This window comes from Streptomyces sp. NPDC056987, assembly GCF_042673865.1.
In the GTDB taxonomy this organism is placed as follows: domain Bacteria; phylum Actinomycetota; class Actinomycetes; order Streptomycetales; family Streptomycetaceae; genus Streptomyces.
This window is the reverse complement of record NZ_JBHURV010000015.1, coordinates 51,172-74,440: the sequence shown is the minus strand read 5'-3', so window position 1 is coordinate 74,440 and position 23,269 is coordinate 51,172. Positions and strand designations below refer to the sequence as shown.

The window sequence follows — 23,269 nt, the reverse complement described above, 5'->3', positions numbered from 1 at the left end:
AGCCCAGCACCCGAGGAGGCACATCGATGCGAGGAGCTACGCACACGGTTCGAGTCGCGCAAGCCGGGTGGACCGCGTGCGCGGTGGCCGTCGTCCTCGCGGCGACGGCCTGCGGCGGCGGGGACAGCACCATCGGCAGCGGCGCCGAGGGCGTGGTGCGTTCCTCCTGGGGCGACCCGCAGAACCCGCTGGAACCCGCGAACACCAACGAGGTCCAGGGCGGCAAGGTCCTCGACATGATCTTCCGCGGGCTGAAGCGGTACAACCCGAAGACCGGCAAGGCCGAGGACGAACTCGCCGAGCGGATCGAGACCACGGACTCACGGCACTTCACCGTCACCGTCAAGGACGGCTGGACCTTCAGCAACGGAGAGAAGGTCACCGCGGCGTCCTTCGTGGACGCCTGGAACTACGGCGCCAACCTCAAGAACAACCAGAAGAACGCCTACTTCTTCCAGTACATCGACGGGTACGACACGGTCCACCCGGCCTCCGGAGCGCCGACCGCCGCGACCCTCTCCGGGCTGAAGGTCACCGGCCCGCGGACCTTCACCGTCACGCTCTCGCAGCGCTTCTCCACCTGGCCCGACACCCTCGGGTACGCGGCCTTCGCGCCGCTGCCCCGGGCTTTTCACGACCAGCACGCGGCCTGGCTCGCCAAGCCGATCGGCAACGGCCCGTACACCGTGGAGCGGTACACCAAGGGCTCCCAGATGTCGCTGCGCACCTGGAAGGAGTACCCGGGCGCCGACAAGGCGCGCAACGGGGGCGTGGACCTCGTGGTCTACACGGACAACAACACCGCCTACACCGACCTCGTCGCGGGCAATCTCGACCTCGTCGACGACATCCCGGCCGCGCAGCTCAAGAACGTGAAGTCCGATCTGAGCGGCCGTTACATCAACACCCCCGCCGGCATCATCCAGACCCTCGCGTTCCCGTACTACGACACGGCGTGGAACACCCCGGGGGCCGTCAAGGTCCGCACCGGGCTCTCCCGGGCGATCAACCGGGAGCAGATCACGGAGACCATCTTCCGCGGGACCCGTACCCCGGCCACCGACTGGACCTCGCCGGTGCTGGGCGCGGACGGCGGCTACAGGGCCGGGCTCTGCGGGGCGGCGTGCGCGTACGACGCGGCCGCCGCGCGGAAGCTGGTGCGGGAGGGCGGTGGCATCCCCCGCGGTCGGCTCACGATCACGTACAACGCGGACACCGGCTCCCACAAGGAGTGGGTCGACGCCGTCTGCAACAGCATCAACAACGCGCTCGGCAACGACAAGGCGTGCGTCGGCAGCCCCGTCGGCACCTTCGCGGACTTCCGCAACAAGATCGGGCAGCGGAAGCTCACCGGGCCCTTCCGCGCGGGCTGGCAGATGGACTACCCGCTGATCCAGAACTTTCTCCAGCCGCTCTACTACACCAACGCCTCGTCCAACGACGGGAAGTGGAGCAACGCCCGGTTCGACAGGCTGATCGACGAGGCCAACGCAGAGGCCGACCCGAAGCCGGCGATCGAGAAGTTCCAGGAGGCCGAGGGTGTCGTACGGGATCAGATGGCGGCCATCCCGCTCTGGTACCAGAACGGCAGCGCGGGCTACTCGGACCGGGTCTCGGACGTGGCGCTCAACCCGTTCAGCGTCCCGGTCTACAACGAGATCACGGTCCACTGACGCCGGAACGCATCCCCTGATCCCCGGCCCCCGGATCCCCTGATTCCCGGCCCTCCGATCCTCGCGGTCACTGTTCGCCTCTTCCCCCGGAGCCCTGCATGGGACGTTATGTGATCCGGCGTCTGCTCCAGATGATCCCGGTCTTCGCCGGCGCCACGCTGCTGATCTTCCTGATGGTCAACGTGATGGGCGACCCCGTCGCGGGCCTCTGCGGCGAGCGGCAGTGCGACCCCGCCACCGAGGCCCAGCTCCGCAAGGAGTTCGGCCTCGACCAGCCCGTCTGGCAGCAGTACCTCACCTACATGGGCCATGTCTTCTCGGGAGACTTCGGCACCGCCTTCAACGGGCAGAAGGTCATCGACCTGATGGCCTCCGCCTTCCCGATCACCATCAGGCTGACGCTCGTCGCCGTCTTCTTCGAGATCCTCATCGGGATCGTCTTCGGCGTCGTCACCGGATTGCGCCGGGGCCGCCCCGTCGACACCTCCGTCCTGCTGCTGACGCTCGTCGTCATCGCCGTGCCGACCTTCGTCACCGGACTGCTGGCCCAGCTCCTCCTCGGTGTCCGGTGGAAGATCGTCGAACCCTCGGTCTCCCCGACGGCGCCGCTCGGCGAGCTGATCCTGCCGGGGCTGGTGCTCGCCTCGGTCTCCCTGGCGTACGTCACCCGGCTCACCCGGACGTCGATCGCCGAGAACGCCCGCTCCGACTACGTCCGTACGGCCGTCGCCAAGGGGCTGCCACGGCGCCGGGTGGTCGTCAGGCATCTGCTGCGCAATTCACTGATCCCGGTGGTCACCTTCATCGGTACGGACATCGGCGCCCTGATGGGCGGCGCCATCGTCACCGAGCGGATCTTCAACATCCACGGCGTCGGATTCCAGCTCTACCAGGGCATTCTGCGCCAGAACACCCAGACCGTCGTCGGCTTCGTGACCGTGCTCGTCATCGTCTTCCTGGTGGCGAACCTGCTGGTCGACCTGTTGTACGCGGTACTCGACCCGAGGATCCGGTATGCCTGACCCCCAGAGCCCCCGCCCGAGCCCCACCGGCCCTGTGGCGGGCGGTCCCGTGGCGGGCGGGGCCGTGGGCGGGTCCGTGGGCCGGGCGAGCAGCCTGTGGTCCGACGCCTGGCGGGATCTGCGGCGCAACCCCGTCTTCGTCCTCTCCGGCCTGGTCATCGTCTTTCTGGTGATCATCTCGATCTGGCCGTCACTGATCGCCAGTGGCAACCCGCTCTCCTGCGACCTCGCCTACGCGCAGGACGGCTCCCGGCCCGGCCACCCCTTCGGCTTCAACGGACAGGGCTGCGACGTCTACACCCGTACCGTCCACGGCGCCAGGACCTCCGTCGTCGTCGGCGTCCTCGCCAGCCTCGGGGTCGCCGTCGCCGGGTCGGTCCTCGGCGGGCTCGCCGGGTTCTACGGCGGAGCCTGGGACGGGGTCCTCTCCCGGATCACCGACATCTTCTTCGGGATCCCCGTCGTCCTCGGCGGCCTCGTGCTGCTGTCCGTGGTCACCAGCACCACCGTCTGGCCGGTGATCGGCTTCATGGTGCTGCTCGGCTGGCCGCAGATCTCCCGGATCGCCCGCGGCTCCGTCATCACCGTCAAACAGAACGACTACGTCCAGGCGGCGCGGGCGCTCGGTGCCTCCAGCGCGCGGATGATGCTGCGGCACGTCCTGCCCAACGCGGTCGCGCCGGTGATCGTCGTGGCGACCATCGCGCTCGGTACGTTCATCGCGCTGGAGGCGACCCTCTCGTACCTCGGGGTGGGACTCAAACCACCGACGGTCTCCTGGGGGATCGACATCTTGGACGCCTCCCCGTACATCCGCAACGCCCCGCACATGCTGCTCTGGCCGGCCGGCGCGCTGGCGGTCACCGTGCTCGCGTTCATCATGCTCGGCGACGCGGTACGCGACGCCCTCGACCCCAAGCTGCGCTGAGGAGCCCCCTGCCGATGTTGCTCGAAGTACGCGATCTCCAGGTGGAGTTCCACACCCGCGAAGGGGTCGCCAGGGCCGTCAACGGCGTCACGTACGCGGTGGCGGCGGGCGAAACCCTCGCCGTGCTGGGCGAGTCGGGCTCGGGCAAGTCCGTGACCGCGCAGGCGATCATGGGCATCCTCGACACCCCACCCGGCCGGATCGCGGGCGGCGAAGTGCTCTTCCAGGGCCAGGACCTGCTGAAACTCAAGGAGGAGCAGCGCCGCAGGATCCGCGGCGCCAGGATGGCGATGATCTTCCAGGACGCGCTCTCCTCGCTCAACCCCGTGCTCACCGTGGGCGCCCAGCTCGGGGAGATGTACGAGGTCCACCGGGGGACGGGCCGGAGACAGGCGCGGGTGCGGGCCGTCGAGCTGATGGAGCGGGTGCGTATCCCGGCGGCGAAGGATCGGGTGAACGACTACCCGCATCAGTTCTCCGGTGGTATGCGTCAGCGGATCATGATCGCGATGGCGTTGGCGCTGGAGCCGGATCTGATCATCGCGGACGAGCCGACGACGGCGCTCGATGTGACGGTCCAGGCCCAGGTGATGGATCTGCTGGCCGAGTTGCAGCGCGAGTTCAACATGGGCCTGATCCTGATCACCCATGACCTCGGTGTCGTGGCGGATGTGGCGGACAAGATCGCTGTGATGTACGCGGGTCGGATCGTGGAGACGGCTCCGGTGCACGAGATCTACAAGCGTCCGGCGCATCCGTACACGCGGGGTCTGCTGGACTCGATCCCGCGCCTGGACCAGAAGGGCCAGGAGCTGTACGCGATCAAGGGCCTGCCCCCCAACCTGCTGCGCATCCCGTCCGGGTGTGCCTTCCATCCACGCTGCCCGAGGGCCCGGGACGTGTGCCGGGCGGAGGAGCCGCCGCTGTACGAGGTGAGGGAGGCCGGGGGCGCGGCCGGGGAGCGGCGGAGCGCCTGCCACTTCTGGAAGGAGACGCTCGATGGCTGAGCCCCTCCTGGAGGTACGGGATCTGGTCAAGCACTACCCGCTCACCCAGGGCATCCTCTTCCGGCGGCAGATCGGCGCGGTGCGGGCGGTCGACGGCGTCTCCTTCGGCCTGGCGCCCGGCGAGACCCTGGGCATCGTGGGGGAGTCCGGCTGCGGCAAGTCGACCGTGGCCAAGCTGCTGGTCCATCTGGAGCGGCCGACATCCGGCGCGATCCGGTACAAGGGCGAGGACATCACGAAGCTGTCGGGGCGGGCGCTGAAGGCGGTGCGGCGGAACATCCAGATGGTGTTCCAGGACCCGTACACCTCGCTCAACCCCCGGATGACGGTCGGCGACATCATCGGGGAGCCGTACGAGATCCACCCGGAGGTCGCGCCGAAGGGTGAGCGGCGGCGGCGGGTCCAGGAGCTGCTGGACGTGGTGGGGCTCAACCCGGAGTACATCAACCGCTACCCGCATCAGTTCTCGGGCGGTCAGCGCCAGCGCATCGGCATCGCCCGCGGCCTCGCGCTCCGGCCGGAGGTCATCGTCGCCGACGAGCCGGTCTCGGCACTGGACGTTTCTGTACAGGCGCAGGTCATCAACCTGATGGAGAGGCTCCAGAACGAGTTCAGCCTCTCGTACGTCTTCATCGCGCACGACCTGTCGATCGTCCGGCACATCGCGGACCGGGTGGGCGTCATGTACCTCGGCAAGATGGCCGAGATCGGTACGGACACCCAGATCTACGACCACCCCACGCACCCGTACACCCAGGCGCTGCTGTCGGCCGTGCCGCTGCCGGACCCCTCGGCGCGCGAGCACCGGGACCGGATCATCCTCGCGGGCGACGTGCCGTCCCCGGCGCACCCGCCGTCCGGTTGCCGCTTCCGTACGCGCTGCTGGAAGGCGCGGGAGCGGTGCGCGGAGGAGGTGCCGCCGCTCACCGTCCCGGAGGCCTTCCGGACGGCGGCGGGGCCGGCCGCGCACCCCTCGGCCTGCCACTTCGCGGAGGAGCGGAAGATCGTTTCTGCGGGCTCCGGGGCGGAGAAAGGCCGATAAAGCGCAACAATTTCGTTAACACGAAGGCAACTTGGTGGACCCGGTACCGATATACGGACCCGTCAGGCTGTGGAGCGTACGGCCGTGCGGGTGCCGTAAACCGGCCGGGACTTCCAGGAGTCCCGGCCGGTTGCCGTACGCCCGCCCTCCCAGGGCGGTCGGTGACCCTTCCCGGCCGGTACGTGTCTCTTGGTCTCTTCCCGGCCGGTCCGTGAACGTCCTACGGCAGGCCCAGTGACCGCTTGAGGAAGTCGACCTGGAGCAGCAGCAGGTTCTCCGCGACCTCTTCCTGCGGTGTCATGTGCGTCACACCGGTGAGCGGCAGCACCTCATGGGGCCGGCCCGCCGCCAGCAGCGCCGCGGAGAGCCTGAGTGAGTGGGCGACGACGACATTGTCGTCGGCCAGCCCATGGATGATCATCATGGGCCGCGCGGGCTCCGCCGGGGACGAGAGCCCGTCGTCCGTCACCAGCGAGTTGGCGGCGTACACCTCGGGCGCCTCCTGCGGGGTGCCGAGGTAGCGCTCCATGTAGTGGGTGTCGTAGAGCCGCAGATCGGTGACCGGCGCGCCCACGACCGCCGCGTGGAAGACATCGGGGCGGCGCAGCGCCGCGAGCGCGGCGAGGTAGCCGCCGTACGACCAGCCGCGGATCGCGACCCGGCCGAGGTCGAACGGGAACCGGCCGGCGAGGTCGTGCAGCGCCTCGACCTGGTCATCCAGGGTGAGCACCAGATTCCGGTGGACGGACTTCTCCCACGCGGGGGAGCGGCCGGGGGTGCCGCGTCCGTCGGCGACGAGCACCGCGAACCCCTGGTCGGCGAACCACTGGGAGGTGAGGTACGCGTTCTGGGCGGCGACCACGCGCTGGCCGTGGGGGCCTCCGTACGGGTCGAGCAGCACCGGGAGCGGACCGTCCGACTCCTGGTAGCCCGTGGGGAGCAGAACGGCGCACGGAATTCGCCGTGCGCCCCCCTCCGTGAGCCGTGCGTGCGCCGTGAGCGCCGGAGGCTCCGCGTACGAGGCGACGGAGGCGAGCCGCTTGCCGTCCCGGAGGACCTCCACGGACGCCCCCGCGGTCTCGGGGCGCGCCGACACGAGGACGGTCACCTCGCCCGCGCGCACGGCCGAGTGGACCCCGGCGCCCGCCGAGAACCGCTCGGTGCCCAGCCCGCTGACGCGGTACACGTGGATCTCGCCGGTCTCGGGATCCGCGGCCTCCGCGCCGGCCGACGCCGAGACCAGGACGTCGTGCTCACCGATGTCCAGCACCGACCGCACATGCAACTGCGGCCCGGTCAGCGGCCGGTCGCCGACCATCAGGACGCGCGCGCCGCCCTCGTCGGCCAGCCGTACGAGGCGGCCGTCCGGCGCCCAGGCGGGCACCCCGGGGGAGAGTTCGAGCCACGCCGGGTCCTCGTCCCGGTGCACGGTCCGGGTGGCGCCCGTCGCGGGGTCCACCGCGAGGTAGAGGTGGCTGCGCTGGTCCCGGCTCTGGACGAGCAGCAGCGGGGAGCCCCCGGCGGACCAGTGGACGCGGGCGAGGTACGGATGAGTGCCCCGGTCCCAGGTCACCTCCGTGGGAGGCGTACCGGAGCCGTCCGTCTCCTCGCCGTCCGCCAACGGCACCAGGAAGAGCCGTACGTCGGCGTTGGGGGTACCGGCCGCCGGATAGGGCACCTGGGCGGGCTCCCGGTCCGGGTGGGCCGGGTCGGAGATCCACCAGCGCCGTACCGCGGCCGTGTCCACGCGCGCGACGAGCAGCCGGTCGGAGCCGGGCGACCACCAGTGGCCCCGGGTACGGCTCATCTCCTCGGCCGCGATGAACTCGGCCAGACCGTAGGTGACGTCCGCGTGCGCGGCGGGCTCCTCGCCGTCCCGGCCCGCGAGTTGGCGGTCACCTTCCCCGTCCGCCCCGACGACCCGCAGCGCCCCACCGGTCACATAGGCGATGTGCCGGCCGTCCGGCGAGGGGCGCGGGTCGATCACCGGCCCCCGTACGGGGAGTTCACGCGCCGTCCCGGCGCGCAGCTCGGCCGCGTAGAGGCGCCCTGAGAGGGCGAACGCGGCGAGCTCGACCTCCGCGTCCACCGCGTACCCCACGATGCCTCCAGAGCCCTCTCGGCTGCGCTCACGCCGGGCCCGTTCCTCGGCGGAGAGCCGCTCCGAGGCGCCGCCGAGCAGCACCCCCGGATCGGCGGCGATCCGGGCGTCCCCCGGAGCCGTCGCGGAGTCGTCCAGGTCGAGCACCCAGAGGCGGTTCACGCGGTCCGTCCCCGAGGCGGAACGCAGGAAGACCACCCGCGTCCCGTCGGGGGAGACCGTGAACGACCGGGGCGCTCCGAGCGTGAACCGCTGCGTCCTGGCGTGCTGACGAGGGAACGAGTGCTGCTGCCTCATGGTCATGGGCCCGAACCTAGCGCGTCGCGATCCCGGCGGCGGAGTTCCGTGCGCCCCCGTGTGCTGCCGTGCACCGATCGATGCGTACGAACGGATAGTTATGATCCGTAGCGATAGCTGGGTATGAATGAGCCGGGCACATGCACGCTGCGATTTCCCGAACGAATATCTATGGAGGTGAACCGCCGTGGCACTCTCGATTTCGGTGGTGGTGCTGCTGGCGATCATCGTCTTCCTGCTGGTCCGGAAGTCCGGACTCAAGGCGGGACACGCGGTGGTCTGCATGCTGCTCGGGTTCTACATGGCCAGTTCCTCCATCGCTCCCACCATCAGCGAACTGACCACGAACGTGGCCGGCATGATCGGTGGCATCAAGTTCTAGCCACCGGCCGTCCGCAATCGGCCAATCTTCGCTGAGCGCTTCAACGATCCGGTCCCACCCCTCGGTTCCGTCACCGCCCACCGGCCGAGGGGTGCTGACCGCTGCCCGCACACGCCTCCCGCCGACTGTCGGCGCGGCCTCGTAGGCTTGACCCCATGACCGATCTCCCCGCTCGCCGTCTGCTGCTCGTGCACGCGCACCCCGACGACGAGTCGATCAACAACGGCGCCACCATGGCCAGGTACGCGGCCGAGGGCGCCCTGGTCACGCTGGTGACCTGCACCCTCGGCGAGGAGGGTGAGGTCATCCCGCCCGAACTCGCCCACCTGGCGGCCGACCGGGACGACCGGCTCGGTCTCCACCGCATCGGCGAACTCGCCGAGGCGATGAGCGAGCTGGGCGTCACCGACCACCGCTTCCTCGGCGGCCCCGGCCGGTTCCGGGACTCCGGGATGATGGGCCTGGAGCAGAACGACCGCGAGGGCGCGTTCTGGCACACCGGCGTGGACGAGGCGGCTCCGCACCTCGTCGAGGTGGTCAGGGAGGTGCGCCCCCAGGTGCTCGTCACGTACGACCCGCACGGCGGGTACGGACACCCGGACCACATCCAGGCCCACCGCGTCGCCATGCGCGCCGCCGAACTGGCGGCCGACCCCGCCTACCGTCCGGAGCTGGGCGCGGCGCACACCGTCGACAAGATCTACTGGAACCGGGTGCCGCGCTCCGTCGCCGAGGAGGGCTTCGCCCGGCTCCGCGCGGCCGGCGCCGACTTCCCGGGCATCGCGGAGATCGGGGACATTCCGGGCGTCGTGGCCGACGAGGAGATCACCGCGGCGGTCGACGGCGCGCCCTACGCCGAGCGGAAGGCGGCGGCGATGCGCGCCCACGCCACCCAGATCGCCGTGGACGGTCCCTTCTTCGCGCTCTCCAACGACCTCGGTCAGCCGATCTTCGCCGCCGAGTACTACGAGTTGGTGCACGGTATGTCCGGAGCGCCCGCCGGTGAACGGGAGAGTGACCTCTTCGCCGGAATCGCCGGAGTTGAGGGAATCGCCGGAGTTGAGGGAGTTGCAGGGGCCGGCGGAGTCGCCGGTCCGCGTGACGGTTCGCACACCGGAGCGGGCGCCGGTCCGCACGCCGGGGCGGACTCGTGAGCCCCCGCGAGCCGGGTGCGCCCGCCGCGACTCCGCTCGCGACCCCTCTCACGTTCAAACCCGGGCGTATCGCCGTGTATCTGGCGCTGCTGGTGCTCGGCGGGCTCGTCGGGGTCGCGGGTTCCCTCGCTCAAGGCGGCTGGTTCCCGGGCGGGTTGGTGCTCGCGCTGCTCGCCACGGCCGGGCTCTTCCTCGGCGGGCTGTACGCGACCGGTACGCAGCTCGGGCTGGGGGCGCCCGCGGCCGGCTGGCTGATCGCGACGATCGGGCTGAGCATGGGCCGCGCGGAGGGCGACGCCGCCTTCGCCGCAGGTGCCGGGCCCCTTGTCTACCTGCTCGGCGGCATGGTGGTGGCTGTGATGTGTGCCACGATGTCGCGGTTGCCGCAACCGGGCACGAAGTCCGGCCGACTTGGGAAGTGACGCGCCCGGCAGCCGCTGAATTGACCATGCGCGTACGGTCGGCGGAGCATCGCTTCTCACGGTCGTCGGGTCTCCGTCGTTGGAGGCCAGTATGGTGGTGCGCGCTCCGGGCCTTCCCCCCGCTCTCCGGCTGTGGGGGACCTGAACAGTTGAGTACCAGTAAGAACGGGCGGCGGAGCCAACCGGGAGAACCTGCTTTGAGTCGTGAAACTGACAGTTCGTCCTCCGGGCCGCAGGGGCGCGGCGGAGCCGCGTACCCCTCGGGGACACCGCCGTACGGATCCCGCCAGTATCCGTCGCTGCATCCCCAGCAGGACGCTCCGGAGGAGACAGAGACCGCGTCCGCCGCACAGCCGGACGAGCCCAGAACCGAGACCACCCTGACCACCCGGATCCGGATCAACATCCCGGGTTCGCGGCCGATCCCGCCCGTCGTGATGCGTACGCCCATGAGTGACGTCGACAGCACCGAGGGGCGGGGCGTCCCGGTCGGCGAGCGCACGGGCAGCACCCCGAAGGCCACGGCGGCCCCGGACATGTCCGAAACGCGGCCGATCGACCTCGTCGGGGAGCAGCGCTCCGCGGCCAGGGCCGGCCAGGCCGACAAGGGCGAGGGCGGTGACGGCGGCGACGACCGCTCGAAGCCGACCAGCGACTGGTTCGCACCGCGCAAGGCGGGCGCCGGGACGGCGGCGGGTATGAGCGCGGGCGCCGCGGCCGTCGCGGGCGCGGCCTCGGCGACGGCGGCGGCCCCGCCGCTCCCGACGGACCCGGGCGGCGAGCGCCGCGCCGAGTCGCCGTACGGCTCGGACTACTCCAACGGCACCGACTACTCCACCGGGTCCCACCGGCCGGCCGGCGCGGGCGGCTCCTCGCTCAGCGATCTCGCCGCCGAAGGGCTCGTGAAGGGCGGCGGCCCCACCACGCCGCCGTTCGGTACGCGACCCCCGGGCGCGGCCTCCGGTCCGGCCGGTCCCACCGGTCCGACGACGGGGCCGGTCCCCGGCAGCACGGCGCTCGGCACCCCGCCGGCGTCCCTGTCCGGCCCGCCCGGGGCGGGCCGGATCGCCGCCCCCCGGTTCTCCGACGACACCGCCGTGCTCACCCCGCAGCAGCCCGCCCCGGGGCCCGGCCCCGCCGGCCATGTCTCGGGCGACACGCTCACCAGCGGCATCCCGGTGGTGCCGCCGGAGCACCGCTCGCCGTTCCCCGGATCGGGACCGCAGGGCGGCGCTCCGCGTACCGACGCGGGCCCCGGCGGCCCGGGCGGCGACGGGGGCGGCGCGTTCGGCCGGGACCACGACTTCTCGGCGCCCGACTTCCCCGGCCCGGTCGGCGGCGGGCCCGGCACCCCGCCCGCGGGCCAGGCCGCCGCGCGTCCCACCGGGCAGGGCACCCCGCCGCCGAAGGCAGCCGCCGCGCCCGCCAAGAAGGGCCGCTCCAAGGTGGCGCTCCTCGGGGTGGCCGTCGTGGTGGTGGCCGGCGGGCTCTACGGCGCCGGACTGCTGATGAACCACTCCGATGTCCCCAAGGGCACCACGGTCCTCGGTGTCGACATCGGTGGCGGCACCCGCGACCAGGCGGTCAACAAGCTCGACGACGCCCTCGGCAAACGCGCCTCCGCCCCGCTGCGGCTCAGCATCGGCGGTACGACGGAGGAACTCGCCCCCGACAAGGCGGGCCTCAGCCTGGACAGCCAGGCGACGGTGCGCAACGCGGCGGGCAGCGACTACAACCCCGTCTCGGTGATCGGTTCGCTCTTCGGCGGCGCGCGCGTCGCCGAGCCGGTGATCCCCGTCGACGAGGAGAAGCTGAGCGTCGCGCTGACCGACCTGGCGGGCGCCTCCGGCTCGGCCTCGGAGGGCACGGTCAAGTTCGAGCCGGGCAAGGCCGTCGCCGTACCGGGCAAGGCCGGCAAGGCGCTCGACGTCAACCACTCGATCATCTCGACCCGCGACGCCTACCGGGCCCAGGTCCAGACGGGCAAGGCGAACAGCATCGAGCTGCCCGTCGTCACCCGCGAGCCGACCGTCGACCAGGCGGAGCTGGACCGGGCGATGAAGGAGTTCGCCGAGCCCGCCATGTCCGACCTGGTCACCATCCAGGCGGGCGGCAAGCAGATCCAGTTCGGCCCCGCCAAGTCGCTGCCGAAGATCCTCTCGATGAAGGCGGTCGACGGAAAGCTCATCGAGGTCTACGACCGGGACGCCATCGACCAGCTCCTCGACGGCGTCTTCGACGGCATCACGATCACCAAGGGCGACGGCAAGCAGTACCCCGTCTCCGCGGCGGACGTGGCGCGGGCGATGCAGACGGCGCTGCGCGGCAAGACCCCCGCGGAGCGTACGCAGACGATCAACCTCAACCCGAGCTGACCCCTCCGCCCCCGGTGGGCGCGTGGTCGTACGGTGCTGGGCGCTCCGCCCCCGGTGGCCGCGTAGCCGTTACGGACACGCGGCCACCGGGGGGCGTCGTGGTGGTGGGGACGGTCAGTTCAGCATGGCCCGCGCCGCGCGGGCCTTTCCCCGGATGGCCTCCGCCGCCGCGGGCTCCACCGCCGCCACCACCCGCGCGTACTCCTCCATCTCCGCCGCCCCGGTCAGGAACTCCCCGCGCCGGACCAGCAACTGGGCCCGGTCGTAGCGCAGCCGCGCCGGGTGGACCGGGAGGAGGAGGGAGAGTTCGACGGCCCAGAGCGCGACATCGGTGCGTTCGGGGCGGGTCGCGGCCCAGGCGCGGATGTTGTTCAGGACGCGCTGGACGATGTCGAGCGGGTCCGCGGGGCGGTACGCGGCCGGGTCGGGCGGCGCCCCCGTCACGCTCGTGACCAGCAGGTCCGCGTCGTCGCCCGACAGCAGGCGGCCGGCGGCGAACGGATCGGCCAGGATCCGCTCGGCCGGGTCACCGAACCCGACCACGAAGTGGCCGGGCAGGGCCACCCCGTACACCGGCGCCCCGGCCCGGCGGGCGACCTCGATCCAGACCACCGACAGGAGGATCGGCAGCCCGCGCCGCCGCCGCAGCACCGCGGGCAGCAGGGAGGACTCCAGCCGCCCGTTGTCGGCGGGGGAGCCGTGGAAGCCGCAGCGCGCGCCGAGCAGCTCCGCGAGCGCCGCCGCCCACGCGGGAGCCCCGCCGACGCCGAAGGGCAGCAGCCCGGCGAGCCGGTCGAGCTCGGCCTGGGCCGCGTCGAGGTCCGCACCGGTGAGGGCCGGTTCGCCCTCCGTGCCGATGAGCAGACAGAGCGTCGCCAGATCGGGCCGGTCCGCGCGGGCCTCCTCGGCGAACCGACGGCGCCGTTCGGTGGATTCCGGATGCATGTGCGACGTATCCCCGCTCAGGGTGATCGGAAGTGGTGGTAGCGGTGGTGGACGGCGAAACCCATGCCGTCGTACAGGGCGCGCGCGGCCTCGTTGTCCGCCTCGACCTGGAGCCAGGCGGCGGACGCCCCCTCCTCCAGCGCGCGCCGGGCGAGCGCGGTCATCACGGCCGTGGCCAGGCCGCGCCTGCGGTACGCGGGGGCGACCTCCACCGCCATGAACCCGGCCCACCGCCCGTCGACCGCACACCGGCCGATCGCCGCGGGCGTCCCGCCCCCCTCGGCGGAGTCCTCCGGGGAGGCGCCCTCCGCGGGAACGGACGCGAACCACACCGAGGGGCCGCCGCCCGGCCCCTGACCGCCGCCGAGGACCTGGCGGACCTGAGGCCCCGGTTCCCCGGCGGAACGCTGGTAGCGCCGCAGCCACGCCGCGTCGACGGCGCGGTCGAGACGTACGGCGGGAAGGCCGGGGAGGCCTGAGAGGCCGGCGTCCCGGTCGGCCAGCGCGGCGAGCGCGCCCACACGTACCTCCGCCGTCACCTCCGAGCGCCAGCCGCGCCGCTCCAGCTCCGCGCAGAGCACCTCCTGCGTGCCCTCGGCGCCGGTCGCGGCCTGGATGTACGCGGGGAGCCCCCGCTCCGCGTACCAGTGCCGTACCCGCGCCAACGCCTCGTCGAGCGGCATACCGGGGTCACCGAGGGGCAGCACGGAATTGGCCCGCCGCGTGAAGCCGGACGAGGCCCGCAGCAGCCAGTCACCCAGCGGCTCGCTCTCCACCGGCTGCCAGGAGCGCGCGCAGACCCGGGCCAGCTCCTCGAAGGACGCCGCGGGGCCCCGGCGGCGCGCCGGGGCGGCCGGTACGACCTTGCCCGCGACCAGCGCGGATTCCGGGACGCGCACGGTCTCCCCGGTCCGTCGTGTGATGAGCAGCACACCACCGTCCCAGGATGTGAGAACACCCACCGTGTCGGTGAACTTCTCCGGGCCCTTACCGCCTTCAGTCAGTTGTCTGACCGATACACGTTTTCCCACGTCAGAGGGGGTCACCCGGACCTCAAGCCGTCCGCCTGCAGTGAATTCCACAGCTCTGTACGCCCCTCCTGTTCGGATCGTGCTCAAGAACGGAGATACTAGATGCGGGCATCGACGACGCCGCGCTCCCGCGCGCCCGTGGACGGAGCCGCAGATCGGCCCGCCGCGCCCTATCGAGGAGGAACGACAGCGTGACCTACGTCATCGCGCAGCCTTGTGTCGACGTCAAGGACAAGGCATGCATCGAAGAGTGCCCGGTCGACTGCATCTACGAGGGCTCCCGGTCCTTGTACATCCACCCGGACGAATGCGTCGACTGCGGAGCCTGTGAGCCGGTCTGCCCGGTCGAGGCCATCTTCTACGAGGACGACACCCCGGAGGAGTGGAAGGACTACTACAAGGCGAACGTCGAGTTCTTCGACGAGCTCGGTTCGCCCGGCGGTGCTTCCAAGCTGGGCCTGATCGAGCGCGACCACCCCTTCATCGCCGCGCTGCCGCCCCAGAACGGCTGACGGCGCGCCCCCGGTCCCGTACGGCTGCCCGCCGTACGGGACCGTGGCGTTTGCCACCCGAGAAAGAGTGAGTGACCACGTGTCCGCAGTCTCTCCAGTCTCTTCGCGCCTTCCCGTCTTTCCCTGGGACAAGCTGGAGCCCTACAAGGCGACGGCGGCGGCCCATCCGGACGGGATCGTGGACCTGTCCGTCGGCACGCCCGTCGACCCGGTTCCCGCGCTGGTCCGGCAGGCCCTCATAGACGCCGCGAACTCGCCCGGGTACCCGACGGTGTGGGGCACGGCCGAGCTGCGGGACGCGCTGACCGGCTGGGTGGAGCGGCGGCTCGGCGCGCGCGGGGTGGGCCACGCGAACGTCCTGCCGGTGGTCGGCTCCAAGGAACTGGTCGCCTGGCTGCCGACGCAGCTCGGGCTCGGCGCGGGCGACAAGGTCGCGTACCCGCTGCTCGCGTACCCCACGTACGAGGTGGGCGCGCGGCTCTGCGGCGCCGAACCCGTGACGTACGAGGACCCCACGGCGCTGGATCCGGCCGGGCTGAGGCTCCTCTGGCTGAATTCGCCGTCCAACCCCACCGGGCGGGTGCTCTCCAAGGACGAGCTGACCCGGATCGTCGCCTGGGCGCGCGAGCACGGCGTGCTGGTCTTCAGCGACGAGTGCTACCTGGAGCTGGGCTGGGAGACCGAGCCGGTCTCCGTCCTGCACCCGGACGTCTGCGGCGGTACGTACGAGGGCCTCGTCGCCGTCCACTCGCTCTCCAAGCGCTCCAACCTGGCCGGCTACCGCGCGGCGTTCCTCGCGGGCGACGCGGCCGTCCTGGGCGAGCTGCTGAAGATCCGCAAGCACGGCGGGATGATGGTGCCCGCGCCGGTGCAGGCGGCCACGGTCGTGGCGCTCGGCGACGACACCCACGTACGGGAGCAGCGGGAGCGGTACGCGGCCCGGCGCACCGCCCTGCGCGCGGCGCTGGAGGCGGGCGGCTTCCGCGTCGACCACAGCGAGGCGAGCCTCTACCTGTGGTCGACGCGCGACGAGCCCTGCTGGGACACCGTGGCGCACCTCGCCGGTCTGGGCATCCTGGTCGCGCCCGGCGACTTCTACGGCACGGCGGGCGAGCGGCACGTACGCGTGGCGCTGACGGCCACCGACGAACGGATCGACGCGGCGGTCAAGCGCCTGGCGTGAGCAGGCCCTTGACCGGGAGCTGCCCCAGCGGCAGACCGCCCTGGGCGGTCTGCTGGGCCGGGGCCGTGCCCTCCGTGGCGGTCTTCGCGGTCTCGCCCAGTACGGTGCCCGCGCTGCCCGCGGTCTCGCCCGCCGTCTTCTGGACGGCGGGGGTCGCCGTCTTGACGGCCTTGCCGACGGTCTTGCCCGCGGCGGGCACGCCCTTCGCGACGGCCGCGCCGCCGGTGCTTCCCACGGCCTGGGTGGCCTTCTGCGCCCCGCTGTCGACGGTGCCGCCGACACTGGCGCCGTCGAGCGCAGTGACCGCGCCCAGATCGGTGGTCTGCGGAAGTGCCGCCGCGTTCGCCGACCCGGCCGCGCCGATCACCGGGGCGGCGCCCGCGGCGATGAGCAGCGCGGCACGGGCGATCCGACGGGTGAGGGGGAGGTTCGCGGACATCATGGCTCCTTGGGGCTTGAGGGCAACGGTGTGGTGCGTGTCGCTTGTCCGTCGATCGGCAGATCCGCGGATCGGTCAATCCGCGGATCGGTCGATCGGACGTCGTGACAACCCCTCGAACGGCCCCGGAGGATGCGGTGGACGCGGGTAAAGAGTAGGTAATGCGCACTGTGGTCCGCTGCGGATAAAATCGGGTAAACGGTGCGGTCCCGGGGTGTCTGCAGAACCGTCACTTCCCTTGTCCCGCAAGAGAATCGCCGTATCGGACCGCTGCCTCGGGGCGGCCGTCGAGCCGGGGGTCCGGGCCGGTGCAGACTCGCCCGTCCGGGTGACGGCTCGTACGGCTGGGCGTCCTGCCGTACGACTGCCGCGCCGTGCCGGTACGGACGACTACCGTGCCGTGCGGATACGGACGACATCCGCGCCGGACGTCCGGCTGTCCGCGGAACCGTCCGCCCGCTGCCACCCCTGGTCCGCGCGCCCGGCGCGCCACACCCGGCCCGCGTAGGTCACCTTGTCGATCCGCAGCGCCGAGGACTGGGCCACCGCCCAGTGCGCCAGCTCCCAGCCGCGCGGCGAGGCCGTGTTCCCGTCCACGGATCCGGCGGATCCGCCGGAGTCACGGGAGTCACCGGAACCGCTCGAACCGTCCGACCCGCCGGCCTGACCGGCCACCGAGGCGCCGCGCTCGCCGCCCGTACCGGCGCCGGCCCCGGCCGGAACCGGTACGGAGACCTCGTGCGCGGCGTCCGCGGGCCGCACCTCGGCCCCGAAGTCCCGGGTCAGCGCGGCCCGTACCTTCGCCGGGTCCCCCGGCGTGCCGCCGGACGGCGCCGAACAGGTCAGCGACGCGGCGGACCGGCCGGTGAGCGCGGCGGCCAGCAGCGTGGCGTCCGGCTCGTGCTTCGCGTACGCCTGCGGGAAACCGCTGCGCTGGACGCGCTGCGCCGCCTCCGTGAGGGGCAGCCGCGAGTAGCCGGGAACCTTGACGAGATGGTCGTAGAACTCACCCGCCGAGTAGACCGGGTCCCGGATCTGCGCGACCGTCCCCCACCCCTTCGACGGGCGCTGCTGGAACAGGCCGACCGAGTCACGGTCACCGTGGTCGAGATTGCGCAGCGCGGACTCCTGGAGAGCGGTCGCCAGCGCGATGGTCACCGCGCGCTCCGGCAGTCCGCGCCGGGTGCCGACGGCGGAGATCGTGGCCGCGTTCGCCGCCTGCTCGGGTGTCATCTCGTACGTCGAGCTGCCCTCGCCGGCGTCGTCCCCGGCGCGGGCCACGCAGCGCGGGGCGCCTCCGCCGCCGCTCAGGTACTGCACCACCACATAGCCGGCGACGGCCAGCAGCACGAGGAGAGCGCCCGCGGCACGCAGCAGACGGCCACGGCCGAAGGAAGCGCGCGAGGGGGAGGCGGAGGGGGAGACGGGCTCGGGCACGGGCCCACCGTACTGGAGTCGGAGGGCCCCGGCGGCCCGGTCCGGCGGACCCGCCGCGATGGCGTCGGGCCGGGGTCGCCGACGGGGCGTATTAGGGTCGAAGCATGTCTGAGACCCCGCTCGACCTCACCCTGGACGGCCCCGCGCTCACCGCGCGGCTGGTCGACTTCCCCTCGGTCAGCGGGGAGGAGAAGCCGCTCGCCGACGCGATCGAGCAGGCGCTGCGCACGCTGCCGCACCTCACCGTCGACCGGTTCGGCAACAACGTCGTGGCGCGGACCCGGCTCGGGCGCGCCGAGCGGGTCGTCCTGGCCGGACACATCGACACCGTCCCGATCGCGGACAACGTGCCCTCCCGGCTCGACGCCGACGGGGTGCTGTGGGGGTGCGGCACCAGCGACATGAAGTCGGGCGTCGCCGTACAGCTCCGTATCGCCGCGACCGTCCCCGCCCCCAACCGCGACCTGACCTTCGTCTTCTACGACAACGAGGAGGTCGCCGCACACCTCAACGGTCTCGGGCATGTGGCGGAGGCCCACCCCGACTGGCTGGAGGGTGACTTCGCCGTCCTGCTGGAGCCCTCCGACGGCGAGGTCGAGGGCGGTTGCCAGGGCACGCTGCGGGTCTTCCTCCACACGGCGGGGGAGCGGGCGCACTCCGCGCGGAGCTGGATGGGGTCCAACGCCGTCCACGCCGCCGCGCCGATCCTCCAGCGCCTCGCCGCCTACGAGCCGCGCCGGCCGGTCATCGACGGGCTGGAGTTCCGGGAGGGGCTCAACGCCGTACGGATCGAGGGGGGCGTCGCCAACAACGTCATCCCCGACGCCTGCACCGTCGTCGTCAACTACCGCTACGCGCCGGACCGTGGCGAGGAGGAGGCCCTGGCGCATGTCCGCGAGGTCTTCGAGGGGTGCGGCGTGACGGAGTTCACCGTGGACGACCATTCGGGCGCCGCCCTGCCCGGCCTCTCGCACCCGGCCGCCGCGGCGTTCATGGCGGCCGTCGGCGGGACGGCGCGGCCCAAGTTCGGCTGGACGGACGTCGCGCGCTTCAGCGCGCTCGGGGTGCCCGCGGTCAATTACGGGCCGGGCAACCCGCTGCTCGCCCACAAGCGGGACGAGCGGGTCGCCGTCGAGCGGATCACGCACTGCGAGGACCGGCTCCGTGAGTGGCTCACGCGGTAGCTCCCGGTCCCGGTCCCGGCCCGGGCCCCGGCTCATCCGCCGGGGGCCTGATCGACTGCCGGAATTTCGCCGTTTGTCACGTCCGCCGATCTACCCTTGCCCAGAACAACGCACAGCAGCGGAGGGAGCAGCTCATGGGCATGCCTGACGGAGCGCGCAGGCCGGAGGAACAGCGGCTCGGACCGGTGATCCGGCGACGCGAGCAGGTGCAGCCCGGCACGACCGATCAGCGGCTGCTGGACACCGAGGGCGACTCGGAGTGGGTGCACACCGACCCCTGGCGGGTGATGCGGATCCAGTCGGAGTTCGTCGAGGGCTTCGGCGCCCTCGCCGAACTGCCCAGCGCCATCGCGGTCTTCGGCTCCGCGCGCACCCCGGCCGGCACGGTGGAGTACGAGGCGGGCGTGCGGCTCGGCGGCGCGCTGGTCGACGCGGGCTTCGCGGTGATCACGGGCGGCGGCCCCGGTGCCATGGAGGCGGCGAACAAGGGGGCGCGGGAGGCGTCGGGCATCTCCGTCGGGCTGGGGATCGAGCTCCCCTTCGAGCAGGGGCTCAACCCGCACGTCGACATCGGCGTCAATTTCCGTTACTTCTTCGTCCGCAAGACGATGTTCGTGAAGTACGCGCAGGGCTTCGTGGTGCTGCCGGGCGGCCTCGGCACGCTGGACGAGCTGTTCGAGGCGCTCACCCTGGTGCAGACCCGCAAGGTCACCCGCTTCCCGATCGTGCTGTTCGGTACGGAGTACTGGGGCGGCCTGGTCGACTGGCTGCGGAACACGGTCGTGGGACAGGGCAAGGCGTCCGAGAAGGACCTGCTGCTCTTCCACGTCACGGACGACGTGGAAGAGGCGGTCGCGCTGGTCACGAAGGAGACCGGCAACTGATCCCCGTCGGGTGACCTCCGCCGGGTGACCTCCGCTCCGCCGCGGTGCTCGTTCAGGCGAGGCCGCGGCGGGCCACGGCGGGCGGGCGGTGGCCCGCGAGGGACGCGACCATGTCCACCACCTGCCTGGTCTCCGCGACCTCGTGGACGCGGTAGACGCGCGCGCCGAGCCACGCCGAGACCGCGGTGGTCGCCAGCGTGCCGATCAGCCGCTCCTTGACCGGTCTGTCGAGCGTCTCCCCGACGAAGTCCTTGTTGGAGAGCGAGACCAGCACCGGCCACCCCGTCTCCGCCATCTCGCCCAGCCTGCGGGTCGCCTCCAGCGAGTGCCGGGTGTTCTTCCCGAAGTCATGGCCCGGGTCGATCATGATCGCGTCGCGGCGTACCCCCAGCTCCACGGCGCGGTCGGCCAGTCCCAGCGTCACCCGCAGGATGTCCGCCATCACGTCGTCGTACGCGATCCGGTGCGGCCGGGTCCGTGGCTCCGCGCCGCCCGCGTGCGTGCACACCAGCCCCGCGTCGTACCGCGCGGCGACCTCCGCCAGCCGGGGGTCCACCCCGCCCCAGGCGTCGTTGAGCAGATCGGCGCCCGCCTCGCAGACCGCCTCGCCGACCTCGTGGCGCCAGGTGTCGACGCTGATCACCACGTCCGGGTAGCGGCGGCGCACCTCCGCGACGAAGCCGACCGTACGGCGGGCCTCCTCCTCGGCCGTGACCTCCTCGCCGGGGCCCGCCTTCACCCCGCCGATGTCGATGATCGCGGCGCCCTCGGAGACCGCCTGCTCGACCCGGTCGAGGGCCGGCTGGTCGCGGAAGGTCGCGCCCCCGTCGTAGAAGGAGTCAGGAGTCCGGTTGACGATCGCCATGACGACCGGCTCGTACGGGCCGAACTCCCGGCGTCCCAGCCGCAGCGTCCCGTCGGTGGCGCGCATCCCGTGGTTCCTCCCAGCGTTCGGTACGTCCGCGGCCTCGGTCCTGTCGTCCGTCCCGGGGCCGGAACCGACCCTAACCGCCTTCGGCGGCACCCGGTGTCAGTGGCTCGTGGCACGATCGGCACTGGACGTTTCCTGCCCGGGGAGAAGCTCGTGTTCTTGTTCTTGCTCATCGCGATGGTCGTGGTCGTCGCCGCGGTCACCCTCGCCGTCGTCGGAGGGGGCGACAGCGCGGTCCTGCCGGAGGCCGCTCCGGAACGGCTGGTGGACCCGCTGCCCGTGTCGCGCCCGGTGGGGCGCGCGGACGTCGACGCGCTCCGGCTGCCCGTCGGGGCCCGCGGCTACCGGATGGCGGAGGTGGACGACGTGCTCAGCCGCCTCGGCGCGGAGCTGGCGGAGCGGGACGCGCGGATCGCGGAGCTGGAGTCCGCGCTCGCGGGCGCGCAGGCGACGGCCGTCTCCTCCCCCGACCTCTTCAAGAAGCCGGGGGAGGAGAGCGACCGATGAGCGAGCTTCCCGGCGGTGCGGTGGCGGGTCCCGACGGCCGGCCCCGCTGCCCCTGGGGCGTCTCCACGGAGGACTACCTCGCGTACCACGACGAGGAGTGGGGCCGTCCGGTCCACGGCGACGACGCCCTGTTCGAGCGGCTGAGCCTGGAGGCCTTCCAGTCCGGGCTGTCCTGGATCACGATCCTCCGCCGCCGTGAGGGCTTCCGCGCGGCGTTCGCCTCGTTCAAGATCGCGTCGGTGGCGGAGTTCACCGACGCCGACCGCGAGCGGCTGCTCGCGGACCCGGGGATCATCCGCAACCGGGCGAAGATCGACGCGACCCTGGCGAACGCGCGCGTGCTGACCGACTGGCCCGCGGGCGCCCTGGACGAGCTGATCTGGTCGTACGCACCCGACGCGGCCGGGCGCCCGGCCCCGGTGACGACGGCCGACGTCCCGGCCGTGACGGACGAGTCCACGGCGCTGGCGAAGGAGCTGAAGAAGCGCGGCATCCGGTTCGTGGGCCCGACGACGGCGTACGCGCTGATGCAGGCGTGCGGTCTGGTCGACGACCACCTGGAGGCGTGCACGGCCCGCCGCCGGACGGCCTGACCCGATACCGACCGGCGAGGACGTCCCGTGCCGGACGCCCGTGCCGGACGCCCGTGCGGGCGTCCGGCACGGGCCGCATCGGGGGCCGTGTGCGTCCCCGTGCGGCCTCAGCGGCCCACGTACCGCGGCTTCTCCTTCGCGAGGAACGCGCGCACGGCGATCCCGTGGTCCTCCGACGTGCCCGCCCGGGTCTGGAGTTCGTCCTCCTTCTCCAGCGTCTCGGCCAGCGAGTGCTCCGCGCCGTACGCCAGGGACTCCTTCAGCGCCGCGTACGCCACGGTCGGGCCCGCGGCCAGCTCCGCCGCCACCCGGGCGGCCGTGGCCGCCAGGTCGGCCGCCGGGACCAGCCGGTCCACCAGGCCCCACGCGTGGGCCTCCGCCGCCGGTACCGACCGCGGGAAGAGCAGCAGGTCCGTCGCACGGCCCCGGCCGATCAGCCGGGGCAGCGTCCAGGAGATGCCGGAGTCGGCGGTCAGGGCCACGCCCGCGAAGGACGTCGTGAACGCGGCCGTGTCCGCCGCGATCCGGTAGTCCGCCGCCAGGGCGAAGCCGAGGCCCGCGCCCGCCGCGACGCCGTTGATCCCGGCGACGACCGGCTTGGGCATCCCGGTGATCGCCCGGACGATCGGGTTGTAGTGCTCGCGCACCGTGCTCATCGTCTGTCCGGCGCCGGTCCTGGCGTCCTCCGCCAGCAGCGCGGTGTGCTCCTTCAGATCCTGGCCCACGCAGAACGCCCGGGACCCGGCGGCGGTCAGCAGCACGCCCCGCACGGCGGCGTCGTCCCCCGCCGCGGTCAGCGCGTCACGGAGCGCGACCTTGGTCGCGACGTCCATCGCGTTCATGGCCTCGGGCCGGTTGATCGTGATCGTTGCGAGTCCGTCACTCACCTCGTAGAGCACGGTGTCGGCCATGATCGGGTCTCCTTCGCGGCTCGGGCGGTCCTGTCCGGCCCCAGCATGGCGGAGATCACCGGCGCCGGGCATGTGACCTGCGTCTAAGAAAGTTCGCCGCCGGCGGAGCACGCGGCGGCGAAGTATCGCAGCCGGATCCCCGAAATGCGGCGTTTTGCGAGAGCGCGTTGCGTAAGCGATGCCGTCCGATGTTGGTCATCGGCTCCCGCCATGCGGGATAATGGGCTGGAAGCAATGTGTTCGATGCCGGTGACACAGCGCCTGTCATGGGGCCGCCGGCTGCGATGAGCTGGTTTCAGGAAGGGGAAC

Annotated in this window: 22 protein-coding genes; 15 read left to right on the top strand and 7 right to left on the bottom strand. The window is 72.2% G+C overall.

All coding sequences use genetic code 11. The features are described 5' to 3' along the window. Nucleotides 1-26: 26 nt before the first annotated feature. From ACFTZC_RS19255 to ACFTZC_RS19235, 5 genes are all read left to right on the top strand, one after another. Nucleotides 27-1,673 carry an ABC transporter substrate-binding protein gene (locus tag ACFTZC_RS19255; protein ID WP_382891191.1) on the top strand — a complete coding sequence of 549 codons (1,647 nt, stop codon included), beginning with the start codon at nucleotides 27-29 and terminating at the stop codon, nucleotides 1,671-1,673. Between the two features lie 98 nt (nucleotides 1,674-1,771). Next, on the top strand, nucleotides 1,772-2,695 hold the full coding sequence (locus tag ACFTZC_RS19250) for an ABC transporter permease (protein ID WP_382891189.1): 924 nt from the start codon (nucleotides 1,772-1,774) through the stop codon (nucleotides 2,693-2,695). Beyond that, on the top strand, nucleotides 2,688-3,623 hold the full coding sequence (locus ACFTZC_RS19245; RefSeq protein WP_382891187.1) for an ABC transporter permease: 936 nt from the start codon (nucleotides 2,688-2,690) through the stop codon (nucleotides 3,621-3,623). The genes ACFTZC_RS19250 and ACFTZC_RS19245 overlap by 8 nt, the downstream gene beginning before the upstream one ends. Before the next feature lie 14 nt (nucleotides 3,624-3,637). Next, entirely contained in the window at nucleotides 3,638-4,630 is a 993-nt protein-coding gene (locus ACFTZC_RS19240) for an ABC transporter ATP-binding protein (RefSeq protein ID WP_382891185.1), read from the top strand. After that, a complete protein-coding gene (locus ACFTZC_RS19235) occupies nucleotides 4,623-5,672 on the top strand; it encodes an ABC transporter ATP-binding protein (RefSeq protein ID WP_382891183.1) in 1,050 nt (349 codons plus the stop codon). The genes ACFTZC_RS19240 and ACFTZC_RS19235 overlap by 8 nt, the downstream gene beginning before the upstream one ends. A 220-nt stretch (nucleotides 5,673-5,892) precedes the next feature. On the opposite strand, the gene ACFTZC_RS19230 is transcribed toward ACFTZC_RS19235, so the two are convergent. Then, nucleotides 5,893-8,076: a prolyl oligopeptidase family serine peptidase gene (locus tag ACFTZC_RS19230; protein WP_382891181.1), complete on the bottom strand. Its 2,184-nt coding sequence runs from the start codon at nucleotides 8,074-8,076 to the stop codon at nucleotides 5,893-5,895. Nucleotides 8,077-8,257: 181 nt separating this feature from the next. Here ACFTZC_RS19230 and ACFTZC_RS19225 point away from each other — a divergent pair, with 181 nt between their 5' ends. From ACFTZC_RS19225 to ACFTZC_RS19210, 4 genes are all read left to right on the top strand, one after another. Beyond that, on the top strand, nucleotides 8,258-8,452 hold the full coding sequence (locus ACFTZC_RS19225) for a hypothetical protein (protein ID WP_365815552.1): 195 nt from the start codon (nucleotides 8,258-8,260) through the stop codon (nucleotides 8,450-8,452). Between the two features lie 155 nt (nucleotides 8,453-8,607). After that, on the top strand, nucleotides 8,608-9,606 hold the full coding sequence (mshB, locus tag ACFTZC_RS19220; RefSeq protein ID WP_382891178.1) for an N-acetyl-1-D-myo-inositol-2-amino-2-deoxy-alpha-D-glucopyranoside deacetylase: 999 nt from the start codon (nucleotides 8,608-8,610) through the stop codon (nucleotides 9,604-9,606). Then, a complete protein-coding gene (locus ACFTZC_RS19215) occupies nucleotides 9,603-10,028 on the top strand; it encodes a DUF6113 family protein (protein ID WP_382891176.1) in 426 nt (141 codons plus the stop codon). Before mshB ends, ACFTZC_RS19215 begins: the two co-directional genes overlap by 4 nt. 197 nt (nucleotides 10,029-10,225) lie before the next feature. Next, on the top strand, nucleotides 10,226-12,403 hold the full coding sequence (locus tag ACFTZC_RS19210; RefSeq protein WP_382891174.1) for a hypothetical protein: 2,178 nt from the start codon (nucleotides 10,226-10,228) through the stop codon (nucleotides 12,401-12,403). A 114-nt stretch (nucleotides 12,404-12,517) separates the two neighbouring features. Here ACFTZC_RS19210 and ACFTZC_RS19205 read toward each other — a convergent pair whose 3' ends face one another. Continuing rightward, nucleotides 12,518-13,348, bottom strand: coding sequence for a tetratricopeptide repeat protein (locus tag ACFTZC_RS19205; protein WP_382891172.1), 831 nt, complete (start codon nucleotides 13,346-13,348; stop codon nucleotides 12,518-12,520). Nucleotides 13,349-13,365: 17 nt separating this feature from the next. Further along, the gene (locus tag ACFTZC_RS19200) at nucleotides 13,366-14,430 is read right to left on the bottom strand and encodes a GNAT family N-acetyltransferase (RefSeq protein WP_382891170.1); all 1,065 of its coding nucleotides are present in this window, start codon (nucleotides 14,428-14,430) and stop codon (nucleotides 13,366-13,368) included. Between the two features lie 140 nt (nucleotides 14,431-14,570). Between ACFTZC_RS19200 and fdxA the strand changes: the two genes are divergently transcribed. Continuing rightward, a complete protein-coding gene (fdxA, locus tag ACFTZC_RS19195) occupies nucleotides 14,571-14,891 on the top strand; it encodes a ferredoxin (protein WP_003985062.1) in 321 nt (106 codons plus the stop codon). A gap of 79 nt (nucleotides 14,892-14,970) precedes the next feature. Beyond that, nucleotides 14,971-16,074 carry a succinyldiaminopimelate transaminase gene (dapC, locus tag ACFTZC_RS19190; protein ID WP_382891168.1) on the top strand — a complete coding sequence of 368 codons (1,104 nt, stop codon included), beginning with the start codon at nucleotides 14,971-14,973 and terminating at the stop codon, nucleotides 16,072-16,074. Here dapC and ACFTZC_RS19185 read toward each other — a convergent pair. Next, nucleotides 16,058-16,513 (bottom strand): ATP-binding protein, encoded by a 456-nt coding sequence (locus tag ACFTZC_RS19185; protein ID WP_382891166.1) that lies wholly within the window; start codon nucleotides 16,511-16,513, stop codon nucleotides 16,058-16,060. The two genes, dapC and ACFTZC_RS19185, sit on opposite strands and share 17 nt — an antisense overlap. A 390-nt stretch (nucleotides 16,514-16,903) precedes the next feature. Next, nucleotides 16,904-17,950, bottom strand: coding sequence for a hypothetical protein (locus tag ACFTZC_RS19180; RefSeq protein ID WP_382891164.1), 1,047 nt, complete (start codon nucleotides 17,948-17,950; stop codon nucleotides 16,904-16,906). A gap of 104 nt (nucleotides 17,951-18,054) precedes the next feature. Here ACFTZC_RS19180 and dapE point away from each other — a divergent pair, with 104 nt between their 5' ends. Both dapE and ACFTZC_RS19170 read left to right on the top strand, forming a co-directional pair. Further along, nucleotides 18,055-19,134, top strand: coding sequence for a succinyl-diaminopimelate desuccinylase (dapE, locus tag ACFTZC_RS19175; protein ID WP_382891162.1), 1,080 nt, complete (start codon nucleotides 18,055-18,057; stop codon nucleotides 19,132-19,134). A gap of 134 nt (nucleotides 19,135-19,268) precedes the next feature. Beyond that, nucleotides 19,269-20,018, top strand: a complete 750-nt coding sequence (locus ACFTZC_RS19170; RefSeq protein ID WP_382891160.1) for a TIGR00730 family Rossman fold protein — start codon at nucleotides 19,269-19,271, stop codon at nucleotides 20,016-20,018. A 52-nt stretch (nucleotides 20,019-20,070) separates the two neighbouring features. Here the strand turns inward: ACFTZC_RS19170 and folP are convergent, their stop codons facing one another. After that, nucleotides 20,071-20,949 carry a dihydropteroate synthase gene (gene folP / locus ACFTZC_RS19165; RefSeq protein WP_382891158.1) on the bottom strand — a complete coding sequence of 293 codons (879 nt, stop codon included), beginning with the start codon at nucleotides 20,947-20,949 and terminating at the stop codon, nucleotides 20,071-20,073. A 153-nt stretch (nucleotides 20,950-21,102) separates the two neighbouring features. On the opposite strand from folP, the gene ACFTZC_RS19160 reads away from it, so the two are divergent. Both ACFTZC_RS19160 and ACFTZC_RS19155 read left to right on the top strand, forming a co-directional pair. Beyond that, entirely contained in the window at nucleotides 21,103-21,456 is a 354-nt protein-coding gene (locus ACFTZC_RS19160) for a hypothetical protein (RefSeq protein ID WP_382891156.1), read from the top strand. After that, the gene (locus tag ACFTZC_RS19155) at nucleotides 21,453-22,049 is read left to right on the top strand and encodes a DNA-3-methyladenine glycosylase I (RefSeq protein ID WP_382891154.1); all 597 of its coding nucleotides are present in this window, start codon (nucleotides 21,453-21,455) and stop codon (nucleotides 22,047-22,049) included. Before ACFTZC_RS19160 ends, ACFTZC_RS19155 begins: the two co-directional genes overlap by 4 nt. 107 nt (nucleotides 22,050-22,156) lie before the next feature. Here the strand turns inward: ACFTZC_RS19155 and ACFTZC_RS19150 are convergent, their stop codons facing one another. Continuing rightward, nucleotides 22,157-22,960, bottom strand: a complete 804-nt coding sequence (locus ACFTZC_RS19150) for an enoyl-CoA hydratase/isomerase family protein (RefSeq protein ID WP_382891152.1) — start codon at nucleotides 22,958-22,960, stop codon at nucleotides 22,157-22,159. Nucleotides 22,961-23,269 lie beyond the last annotated feature (309 nt).